We start from the raw sequence: 11,069 nt of genomic DNA on the forward strand, positions 1-11,069 counted from the left end.
CGATAACATCATCCCGTCCACCGTGGAACTGGGCGGCAAGTCGCCGAACATCTACTTCGAAGACATCATGCAGGCCGAGCCGGCCTTCATCGAGAAAGCCGCCGAGGGCCTGGTGCTGGCCTTCTTCAACCAGGGCGAGGTCTGTACCTGCCCGTCCCGCGCGCTGGTCCAAGAATCCATCTACCAGCCGTTCATGGCCGAGGTGATGAAGAAGGTCGAGCAGATCAAGCGCGGCGATCCGCTGGACACCGACACCATGGTCGGCGCCCAGGCTTCGCAGCAGCAGTTCGAGAAAATCCTCTCCTACCTGGAAATCGCCCAGAGCGAAGGCGCTGAAGTGCTGACCGGTGGTGGCGTGGCCAAACTGGAAGGCAACCTGGCCAGCGGCTACTACATCCAGCCGACCCTGCTGAAGGGCCACAACAAGATGCGTGTGTTCCAGGAAGAAATCTTCGGCCCGGTGGTAGGCGTCACCACCTTCAAGGACGAAGCCGAAGCCCTGGCCATCGCCAATGACACCGAATACGGCCTCGGCGCCGGTGTCTGGACCCGCGACATCAACCGCGCCTACCGCATGGGCCGCGGCATCAAGGCCGGCCGCGTGTGGACCAACTGCTACCACCTGTACCCGGCGCATGCCGCGTTCGGGGGTTACAAGAAGTCCGGCGTCGGCCGCGAGACCCACAAGATGATGCTCGACCACTATCAGCAGACCAAGAACCTGCTGGTCAGCTACGACATCAACCCGCTGGGATTCTTCTAGCCCATCTTCGACGGCAGCCGGGCCATGGGAAGCCCGGCTACAGCCTTTGGAAAAGCTGCGCCCTCTATCCCCAGAGAGAGGGCGCCATCTCTTGCCAAGCCGCCGAACGGGACGCCCTCCGGCTTGGCACCGCCGTTGCTTTCCGATTGGTGCCAACGCACCGAAAGCGCTTGCGTGCACCGCTGGGCATCCTGCCCGTGCGGCCATAACGAGGACATAACCCATGGCTCTTGAACAAAGCAGTGCAGCCCCCGTCGGGCAAGGCACCGATTTCGAGCAGGTCAGTGCCGATTACTTCCACCATCGCCAACTGAAGAAAGGCGCCGCCGGCTGGGTCCTGCTGGTGGGCCTCGGCGTCGCCTACGTGATTTCCGGCGACTATGCCGGCTGGAACTTCGGCCTGGCCCAGGGCGGTTGGGGTGGCTTGTTCGTCGCCACCCTGCTGATGGCCACCATGTACCTGTGCATGTGCTTCGCCCTGGCCGAGCTGTCCTCGATGATTCCCACCGCCGGCGGCGGCTACGGTTTCGCCCGCAGCGCCTTCGGCCCGCTCGGCGGCTTCCTCACCGGCACGGCGATCCTCATCGAATACGCCATCGCCCCGGCGGCCATCGCGGTGTTCATCGGCGCCTACTGCGAGTCGCTGTTCGGCCTCGGCGGCTGGATGATCTACCTGGCCTTCTACGTGCTGTTCATCGGCATCCACGTCTTCGGCGTCGGCGAGGCGCTGAAGCTGATGTTCGTCATCACCGCCGTCGCCGCCATCGCCCTGGCGGTATTCATCGTCGGGATGGTGCCGCACTTTTCGGTGGACAAGCTGCTCGATATCCCGGTGAGCGAAGCGGCCGGCGCCAGCGCGTTCCTGCCGTTCGGCTACGTCGGTATCTGGGCAGCGATCCCCTATGCGATCTGGTTCTTCCTCGCCGTAGAAGGCGTACCGCTGGCCGCCGAGGAAACCAAGGATCCGCAGCGCGACATGCCGCGCGGGCTGATCGGCGCCATGCTGGTGCTGCTGGCCTTCGCCGGGCTGATCCTGCTGGTCGGTCCGGGCGGCGCCGGCGCCAATACCCTGGTCGCCTCCGGCAACCCGCTGGTGGAGGCATTGACCACCGCCTATGGCAAATCCACCTGGATGAGCGGCTTCGTCAACCTGGTCGGCCTGGCCGGCTTGATCGCCAGCTTCTTCTCGATCATCTACGCCTACTCGCGACAGATTTTCGCCCTCTCCCGCGCCGGCTACCTGCCGCGCAGCCTGTCGCTGACCAACAAGAGCAAGGCGCCGGTGCTGGCGCTGGTGGTGCCCGGCATCATCGGTTTCGCCCTGTCGCTGACAGGCCAGGGCGACCTGCTGATCCTGGTGGCGGTGTTCGGCGCCACCATCTCCTACGTGCTGATGATGGCCGCGCACATCGTGCTGCGCCTGCGCCGGCCGGAGATGCACCGCCCCTACCGCACGCCTGGCGGCATCCTCACCTCGGGCGTGGCGCTGGTGCTGGCCTGCGTCGCGGTGGTGGCCGGCTTCCTGGTCGACCCGCGGGTGGTGATCGGCGCAGCTATCATCTATGGCGTGCTGATCGCCTATTTCGCCTTCTACAGCCGCCATCACCTGGTGGCCGGTACGCCGGAAGAGGAATTCGCCGCCATCGAGAAGGCCGAAGCGGCGCTCAAGTGACAACTCCGCCGCGCCGGTCTCGCGACGGACTGGCGCGGCGTCGTGGAGAACCCCTATGTCCAGCTTTTCCCATTCCATCGGTGGCGAGACCTGGCGCTTCGACAGCCTGCGCGAGGTCATGGCCAAGGCCAGCCCGGCACGCTCCGGCGACTTTCTCGCCGGGGTCGCCGCTGCCAGCGACGCCGAGCGGGTCGCGGCACAGATGACCCTGGCGGACATCCCGCTCAAGCAGTTCCTCGACGAAGCACTGATCCCCTACGAAGACGACGAAGTCACCCGGCTGATCATCGACAGCCACGACCGTGCCGCCTTCGCCCCGGTCAGCCATCTCACGGTCGGCGGCTTCCGCGACTGGCTGCTTTCCGAGCAGGCCGACGAAGCCGCCCTGCGTGCCCTGGCGCCGGGCCTGACGCCGGAAATGGCGGCGGCGGTATCGAAGATCATGCGCGTACAGGACCTGGTGCTGGTGGCGCAAAAAATCCGCGTGATCACCCGCTTTCGTAACACCATAGGCCTGCGCGGGCGGATGGCCACTCGCCTGCAACCGAACCACCCCACCGATGATCCGGCCGGGATCGCCGCGAGCATCCTCGACGGCCTGCTCTACGGCAACGGCGATGCGGTGATCGGCATCAACCCGGCCACCGACAGCATGGCCGGCATCGCCGAACTGCTGAAGATGCTCGATGCCATCATCCAGCGCTACGAGATTCCCACCCAGGCCTGCGTGCTGACCCACGTCACCACCTCCATCGAGGCCATCGAGCGCGGCGTGCCGCTGGACTTGGTGTTCCAGTCCATCGCCGGCACCGAGGCAGCCAACGCCAGCTTCGGCATCAGCCTGAAGATTCTCCAGGAAGGCTACGAGGCGGGGCTCTCGCAAAAGCGCGGCACCCTCGGCGATAACCTCATGTATTTCGAAACCGGCCAGGGCAGCGCGCTGTCGGCCAACGCCCATCACGGCGTCGACCAGCAGACCTGCGAGGCCCGCGCCTACGCCGTGGCGCGGGCCTACAAGCCGCTGCTGGTGAACACCGTGGTCGGCTTCATTGGCCCGGAATACCTGTACAACGGCAAGCAGATCATCCGCGCCGGCCTGGAAGACCACTTCTGCGGCAAGCTGCTCGGCGTGCCCATGGGCTGCGACATCTGCTACACCAACCACGCCGAGGCCGACCAGGACGACATGGACATGCTGCTCACCCTGCTGGGCGTGGCGGGCATCAACTTCATCATGGGCATTCCCGGATCCGACGACGTGATGCTCAACTACCAGACCACCTCCTTCCATGACGCGCTCTACGCCCGCCAGACCCTGGGCCTGAAGCCGGCGCCGGAATTCGAGGCCTGGCTGGAGCGGATGGGCATCCTCATCCAGCGCGACGGCCGCGTGCGCCTCGGCGAGCAACTGCCGCCGGCGTTCCGCCAGGCGTTGGCGCAGTTGGGTTAATGGATGTGCCGTCAGGCGAATGAATTCGCCCCTACATAGAAGCGAGACGCGACATGAGCGACCACTCTCCCGCAATCGAAAACCCCTGGCGGCAGTTGCGCGGCCTGACCCCGGCGCGGATCGCTCTCGGCCGTGCCGGCACCAGCCTGCCGACCGGTGCGCAACTGGATTTCCAGTTCGCCCACGCCCAGGCCCGCGATGCCGTGCACCTGCCCTTCGAGCCGGAAACCCTCGCCGGACAACTGGCCGCCCGTGGCCGCGAAACCCTGTTGCTGCACAGCGCGGCCGGCGACCGCGACCAGTACCTGCAACGCCCCGACCTCGGCCGCCGCCTGAACGAAACCTCGGCACGGTTGCTGGATGAACACGCCGCCGCCCATCCCGAGGGCTACGACCTGGCCATCGTCGTCGCCGATGGGCTCTCGGCCCTGGCCATCCACCGGCACGCCGCGCCCTTCCTGCAACGCCTGGACGAGCAAATGGCCGGCGACGGCTGGTCACTGGCGCCCATCGTCCTGGTCCGACAGGGCCGGGTGGCGGTGGCCGACGAGATCGGCGAACGGCTCAAAGCGAAGATGACGGTGATCCTGATCGGCGAGCGCCCGGGCCTCAGTTCGCCGGACAGCCTCGGCCTGTACTTCACCTACGGTCCGCGGGTCGGACTGACCGATGCCTGGCGCAACTGCATTTCCAACGTGCGCCTGGAGGGGCTCAGCTACGGCATGGCGGCGCACCGGCTGCTTTACCTGATGCGCGAGGCCTGCCGGCGACAACTCTCCGGGGTCAACCTGAAGGACGAAGCGGAAATGCACAGCCTGGAAGGCGAAGGCGGCGCACCGACACGCGGCAATTTCCTCCTCCCCAGCCTCGATGCCTGAACGGAAAAGCCGCAGGACATGCGGATGGCGGCTCATTCCGAACGATCAATAAATAATCAAACGCTTGCTTGGATTGCGCTTTCCACAACCTTTGATGCAGCATCCAACGCAATGGCAAAACACCTGCATTGTTTGGCCAGCCCCAAAGGGCATTTTCTAAAAACGTAGGCGAGGCAGTCAGCACAAGGCAAAAACAGTGATGACAACGCAGGTAGTTTTTAGAGGTGCCCCAAACCCGACGTCGAGGACTTCCCATGCGCATCGTCCAAGCCACCCTCGAGCACCTGGACCAGTTGACCCCGCTATTCGTCAAATACCGCGAATTCTATGGCGAGTTGCCTTACCCCGACTCGTCGCGCAAATTCCTCGAAACCCGTTTGCGCCGCAAGGAATCGGTGATCTACCTGGCCATGCCGGACGACGAGGACAAGATTCTCGGCTTCTGCCAGCTCTACCCGAGCTATTCGTCCCTGTCGCTCAAGCGCGTGTGGATTCTCAACGACATCTATGTCACCGAAGAGGCCCGCCGCCAGTTGGTGGCCGACCGCCTGCTGCAAACGGCGAAGAAAATGGCCAAGGAGACCAACGCGGTGCGCATGCGCGTCTCCACCAACGCCGACAACGAAGTGGCACAGAAGGTCTACGAATCCATCGGATTCAAGGAAGACAAGCAGTTCAAGAACTACGTGCTGCCGATCAATAACGACGAATGACCGGCACCGCGGGCTCTGTAGGAGCCCACTCTGCTGGCGAAGCGTGGGGCCGGGACGGTAGCGTCGCGCCCCATCGCGAGCAGAACTCGCTCCTACACCACTGCCATGTCCCGTTGGCCGAAATTCGGCCCTACAGTTCACCGAACGCTCTCGGCGCCGCCACGCCCTTGTAGGAGCCAGCTCTGCTGGCGAAATGCGGGGGTGAATCACTATACCTCGCCGGCGCGTCAGACTTTTGTAGGGGCGAATTCATTCGCCCATGAGCCCATTACCCAAGGCTCAGCCAAAGCCCAAGCGCCAGTTGAAGCCCTAACACCGCCAGCAATGCCAACCGCCAACGCCGCGACCAACGACGGTGACACACAGCAGCGGCCGGCTTGGGCCGCTCCAAGGCCAACTGGAACTCCGACAACGCCTCGAAGCGAACCCGCGCCTGCGGCGCCAAAGCACGCGCCAGCACGCCATCCCATCCCGGCGGCAAGCGCCGGTTGAAGCGCGCCAGGGGCACGTACTGGCCGTTCAAGCTCTGCTCCGGCCGCGCTACTTCCGGCCACTGACCGCTGAGCAGCCAATAGGCCAAGGTAGCCAGGGCGAACTGATCGGCGCGGCCATCCGCTCGCCGGCCGTTGCGCAGCTCCGGCGCCAGCGGCACAGCTTCGGGCGGGATCGGCTGGCGTCCGACACCCGGCAGGATCGCCGCATGCTCCGGCAGCAACAGCACACGCCCCTGCGCATTCATCAGGATTTGCCGCGGGCTCAGCCACAGCCCCTGCATGCCGCGTCGCTGCAATACCCGCACCGCCTCGATCAATTGGAGCAGCACGGCATGCACCTTTTCCGGCTCCAGCGGGCCACCCGCCGCCATCCAGTCGGTCAGACTGCGCATGCCCGGCTCCGGCCGGGCAAACAACTGGAACGCATGGCGCCGCGGTTCATGGGACGACAGCACCCGCGGCAGGCTCGGCACCGAGCTGCGCCGCAACACCCACTCGCGCTGCCAGAACGCCTCGTCGGCTTCCGTTTCGGCCAGCCACAGCAAGGCCTCGCGGCCACTGCCGTCGCGGGCGCGGAAGACGCGTCGGGGTGGGCCATAGGGACAGGCTTCGAGCAGTTGCCAGCCGTCCAGCCAGTCGCCGCTCCGTCCCTCGGCCGGGGCCGGCCAGCGCTCGATCGGCGCGGGCGGCGGGCGGTTGTCGGCCGCCCCCGGCAATAGCAGCACCGCCGCGCCGGGGGCCATCAGGAAGGGTTCGAGCAGCGTGCATAACTGCCCGCTACGCAGTTCCCGGCAGTTGCGCTGGAAATCCTGCAGATCGGTCACTTCGAGCAACGGCTGCGGCGCCAGCAACAGGGCCTCGCCTCGGTTCAGCGCCAGGTTGTGCTGCACCAGCGCCAGCTCGGCCTGGGCACCCAACGGCACGCCTTCGCGCCCGGCCAGGGTCTGCAAGGCGCCGCCTTGGTAGCGCAGCAAGCCGATGGCGCCAGCCTGGAGAAACTGTGCCTCGCCGGCCTGGACCAGCAGCAGCCCGGCGCTCAGGTCGGCGATCCCCTCGCCCTCGCTAGCACTGCGGAACAACTGCAGATGAATGCTGCCAGTACCTGACGAGCGGCCTGGGATTCGCTCCAGCTTTCCGGGGTGCAACTGAAATCGGCGAACAGCGCATCCAGGTTATCGTCCAGGACCTGCACCACATCGGGGCAATTGCGGGCCCAGAGCAACGCGACCAGCAGCAGGGGCGAGCGTCCCTGGCGTCCGGCCATCCAGGTGGCCCTGGCCCGCGCCGCCTGGGTCGGAAGGTCCAGTCCATGGCCCTGGGCCAGGCTGACGGCGGGATGTTCGATGAGTTGCAGCAGCATCGCGGCCCTCCTCGACAAGGTGATTCGCCTCCGGTCTTGCAGCCTTTGTGCCGCTTGCCGGCCTCTGGCGCGCCGCTTAAGGTGGCAGGCGTCGCGTTTCCGAGGTCGTTTCCATGTGGTCGTTTCGTGCCTGGCGCCGCCAGCGCATCCTTGCCAAGCATCCCGTCGACCCGCAGCTCTGGGCCCGGGTCCGGCAGCGGCTACCGCTGCTGGATGGCCTCAGCGCGGCGGAAGACCAGCGGCTGCGTGAACGCAGTGTGCTCTTCCTTCATGGCAAACATCTGACCGCCCTTCCCGGCGTCGAACTGGGCACCGAGGAACGCCTGCTGCTGGCCGCCCAGGCCGAACTGCCGCTGCTGCACCTGCCCGACCTCGACTGGTACCAGGGCTTCCACGAGCTGGTGCTCTACCCGGACGATTTCGTCAGCCCGCAGCGCCACCGCGACGCCGCCGGCGTGGAGCACGAATGGGACGACGAGCGCAGCGGCGAAGCCTGGTCCCAGGGTCCGGTGATCCTGGCTTGGCCCGGCGTCCAGGCCAGTGGCGGCTGGGAGGGCTACAACCTGGTCATCCACGAATTGGCACACAAGCTGGACATGCTCAACGGCGACGCCAACGGCCTGCCGCCGCTGCACCGCGACATGCGCATCGCCGACTGGGCCGCCGCCATGCAGTCCGCCTACGACGACCTCAACGCCCAGCTCGACTGCGATCCGGACACGGAAACCGCCATCGATCCCTACGCCGCGGAAGACCCGGCGGAGTTCTTCGCCGTCACCAGCGAATACTTCTTCAGTGCCCCCGACCTGCTGGATGAGGCCTACCCGGCGGTCTATGCCCAGCTCAAGGCCTTCTACCGCCAGGACCCGCTGGCCCGCCTGCGCCAGTTGCAGACCGAGCACCCGGACTATCGAGAGGCCTGAAGGCAGGGAACCAAAGACACCGAAACCAAGACCAATGGCGTACGCCTTTGTCGTGGAAACGGCCAGGGAATGTGCCTATAATCGCGGCCACTTTTTTGGCCCATCCAGGGAGTCGCCCCATGAGCTACAGCAAGATCCCGGCCGGCAAAGACCTGCCGAACGACATCTACGTCGCTATCGAGATCCCGGCCAACCATGCGCCGATCAAATACGAGATCGACAAGGACACCGACTGCCTGTTCGTCGACCGCTTCATGGCGACCCCGATGTTCTATCCGGCCAACTACGGCTATATCCCCAATACCCTGGCCGACGACGGCGACCCGCTGGACGTCCTGGTCGTGACCCCCTACCCGGTGGCGCCGGGCTCCGTGATCCGCGCCCGTCCGGTCGGCGTGCTGCACATGACCGACGAAGCCGGCGGCGACGCCAAGCTGGTCGCCGTTCCGCACGACAAGCTGAGCCAGCTGTATGTGGATATCAAGGAATACACCGACCTGCCCGCCCTGCTGCTCGAGCAGATCAAACACTTCTTCGAGAACTACAAGGACCTCGAAAAAGGCAAGTGGGTGAAGGTCGAGCGCTGGGGCAACGCCGAAGAAGCCCGCGCAGAAATCATGAAGGCAGTTGCGGCTTATCAAAAATAAGCCAAAGCTACCCCCTAAAAGCCGGCCACAAGCCGGCTTTTTTATTGCCTGAAGAAATCCACCAACATCTACGGACCCTAGGAAACAAGGGATCTTCAGCGTACCATCTATCCCAAGACGTCCACGAGAACCCCATTAAATCCGCCACCAAGGTGTGGGTCAAAGTGTGGGTACGATGGTGTGAGTCAGTTGAGGAGCTGACATGGGAAAGCTAACGAGCAAGACGGTGGAATCCTTGGCCAAAGCTGCGGCACCAGGGAAAACCAATGATGGCGATGGACTGTATTTTCAGGTTTCCAAGACTGGCGGCACAAGCTGGATCTTCCGTTACAAGCTGGAGGGTCGCAGCCGCGAAATGGGTCTCGGCCCATTTCCCGCAATAACGCTCAGCGAAGCTCGCCAACTTGCAGCAGACCAGCGCAAGATTCTCGCATCTGGCGCCGACCCACTGGCTACACGCGACGCAGCAAGGGAAGCAAAGCGCGAAGCCGAGCGCCAAGCGGCAGCACGCCGCACAACATTTGAAGATCTCGCCCGCGACTACCAGCAAGCACATGGGAGTAGTTGGTCCGACAAGTGGCGCAAAGGCTGGCTGCGCAAGCTCGAACTCTATGCCTTCCCCACCTTGGGTAAGCTATCAGCCGACAGCATCCAAACCGAGCATGTTCTGGCGGTGCTGCGTCCAATATGGGCAATAAAGACCCGAACCGCCGACGAGGTTCGCGGCCAGATCGAGCAGATACTGGATGCGGCCAAAGCTCGACGCTTACGTGTAGGCGACAATCCCGCTCGCTGGCGCGGACACCTGGATAATCTCCTCAGCAAAGCAGAGAAGAAGAAGGCTCGGCAGCGTCAGCACTTTCCTGCCATGCGCTGGCAGGAGCTACCGGAGTTGATGGCCAAGCTGGCTCAGCATCATTCAAGAGACGCAATCGCTACCCGACTGCTCATTCTGACCGGCGCCCGGTCCCACATGATTCAGTTCGCCCAATGGACCGAGTTCGATCTTGCAAAGGGATTATGGGCACTTCCAGCCGAACGTATGAAGATGCGAAAGCCCTTCATCATTCCTCTTCCCCCTCAAGCAGTGGAGATGCTGGAAAGCCTACCTCGCGCTAACTCACCCCATCTGTTCCCAGGTCAAGGCAAAAGCGGCGTGATGCACGCCAACGCCATACGCAACCTGCTGCACAAGCTAGGGCACGCGGACATCACACGACACGGTTTTCGCTCGACTTTCCGTGATTGGGCTAACGAGTGCACCCACTATCCGAGGGAGGTATGCGAACTCGCACTCGCCCATGATGAACGTGATCAGACCGAAGCAGCCTACTCGCGTTCGGACTTCTTGGAAAAGCGCAGAGCCCTCATGCGAGAGTGGGCTGCATTCTGCACGGAAGCTCAATGACTCGCTTCGACAAGGACGAGGTCCGCAGTACCTACAACAGGGTGGACTACATCGAGCGCAGACGCCCGATGATGGCCTGGTGGAGTGAGCACATTCAGGAAGCAGCCACGGGCAACCTGCCGGTGTCGGCAATTAAGGATCGGGACAGAAAAGTTGTCTCAATACGCTGACCATTGGTAATCGCCAAAAGCAGCCATTAGATGCACTATCAAGGCAGTGGCAGTACATGTAGGTAATGATTGCCACTGCTCAGTTGCACCAGTTCCCACTAAAATCCGAGAAAATTTGATGCTTGACTCCCTAATAGAGCCCATCCAATGGCCATCTGACTTTGCCGGACAGCAATTGTTCATTCAGGGGGGAAGACTGGCAGTACAACGCCATGCTGAACTGGTCTCACTTCCGCTTTGACCTCTACGCCTTCGCCTACAAGGATGCCGCCGATGGGCTGGTGGATGCCATGGCGAACCGCAAAGTGCCACTCAACACCGGAATCTATCCGTTGTTATTCCTGTATCGCCATGCTCTGGAACTGCAGCTCAAGCTCATGCTGGCGACAGCTCGTAAACTGACGGTAAGCGTCTGGCCAACACACCTCCCTGATCCCTCCAGCTAGCGGCATGGTGTCCACCTGTTTTTGGTGGACACCATTTCAAGCCCCATGCGGAGGATCTCCCGTGCCAGGCCAACGCCGCTCCTATCCCAAATCCTTCAAGGCCCAGGTCGTCGATGAGTGTACCCAGCCCGGCGCCTCGGTTGCC

At 63.7% G+C, this 11,069-nt stretch carries 10 protein-coding genes and 1 pseudogene; 10 read left to right on the plus strand and 1 reads right to left on the minus strand.

Annotated elements, in window-relative coordinates; genetic code table 11:
• The 5 genes from BZL41_RS05905 to BZL41_RS05930 form a co-directional block, all read left to right on the plus strand.
• Nucleotides 1-763: aldehyde dehydrogenase family protein (locus tag BZL41_RS05905; protein WP_143518026.1), on the plus strand; the 763-nt coding region annotated here is incomplete at its 5' end.
• Between the two features lie 223 nt (nt 764-986).
• Nucleotides 987-2,435: an ethanolamine permease gene (gene eat / locus BZL41_RS05915; protein ID WP_095598436.1), complete on the plus strand. Its 1,449-nt coding sequence runs from the start codon at nt 987-989 to the stop codon at nt 2,433-2,435.
• Nucleotides 2,436-2,490: 55 nt separating this feature from the next.
• Nucleotides 2,491-3,885 carry an ethanolamine ammonia-lyase subunit EutB gene (locus tag BZL41_RS05920; protein WP_095598437.1) on the plus strand — a complete coding sequence of 465 codons (1,395 nt, stop codon included), beginning with the start codon at nt 2,491-2,493 and terminating at the stop codon, nt 3,883-3,885.
• Nucleotides 3,886-3,938: 53 nt separating this feature from the next.
• On the plus strand, nt 3,939-4,763 hold the full coding sequence (eutC, locus tag BZL41_RS05925; protein ID WP_095598438.1) for an ethanolamine ammonia-lyase subunit EutC: 825 nt from the start codon (nt 3,939-3,941) through the stop codon (nt 4,761-4,763).
• A 254-nt stretch (nt 4,764-5,017) separates the two neighbouring features.
• Nucleotides 5,018-5,476 (plus strand): GNAT family N-acetyltransferase, encoded by a 459-nt coding sequence (locus BZL41_RS05930; protein WP_084339506.1) that lies wholly within the window; start codon nt 5,018-5,020, stop codon nt 5,474-5,476.
• 268 nt (nt 5,477-5,744) lie between these two features.
• Here the strand turns inward: BZL41_RS05930 and BZL41_RS05935 are convergent.
• Nucleotides 5,745-7,330: pseudogene (locus BZL41_RS05935) on the minus strand (protein kinase).
• Nucleotides 7,331-7,443: 113 nt separating this feature from the next.
• Between BZL41_RS05935 and BZL41_RS05940 the strand changes: the two are divergent.
• From BZL41_RS05940 to BZL41_RS05960, 5 genes are all read left to right on the plus strand, one after another.
• Nucleotides 7,444-8,253: a zinc-dependent peptidase gene (locus BZL41_RS05940; protein ID WP_095598439.1), complete on the plus strand. Its 810-nt coding sequence runs from the start codon at nt 7,444-7,446 to the stop codon at nt 8,251-8,253.
• Between the two features lie 119 nt (nt 8,254-8,372).
• On the plus strand, nt 8,373-8,900 hold the full coding sequence (gene ppa / locus BZL41_RS05945) for an inorganic diphosphatase (protein WP_084339512.1): 528 nt from the start codon (nt 8,373-8,375) through the stop codon (nt 8,898-8,900).
• 202 nt (nt 8,901-9,102) lie between these two features.
• Nucleotides 9,103-10,308, plus strand: a complete 1,206-nt coding sequence (locus BZL41_RS05950) for an integrase arm-type DNA-binding domain-containing protein (protein WP_095598440.1) — start codon at nt 9,103-9,105, stop codon at nt 10,306-10,308.
• Nucleotides 10,305-10,478, plus strand: coding sequence for an integrase (locus BZL41_RS05955; protein ID WP_095598441.1), 174 nt, complete (start codon nt 10,305-10,307; stop codon nt 10,476-10,478). The genes BZL41_RS05950 and BZL41_RS05955 overlap by 4 nt, the downstream gene beginning before the upstream one ends.
• Before the next feature lie 212 nt (nt 10,479-10,690).
• Nucleotides 10,691-10,924, plus strand: a complete 234-nt coding sequence (locus tag BZL41_RS05960) for a hypothetical protein (protein ID WP_174706136.1) — start codon at nt 10,691-10,693, stop codon at nt 10,922-10,924.
• Nucleotides 10,925-11,069 lie beyond the last annotated feature (145 nt).

Source organism: Pseudomonas sp. PIC25 (assembly GCF_002286785.1).
In the GTDB taxonomy this organism is placed as follows: domain Bacteria; phylum Pseudomonadota; class Gammaproteobacteria; order Pseudomonadales; family Pseudomonadaceae; genus Pseudomonas_M.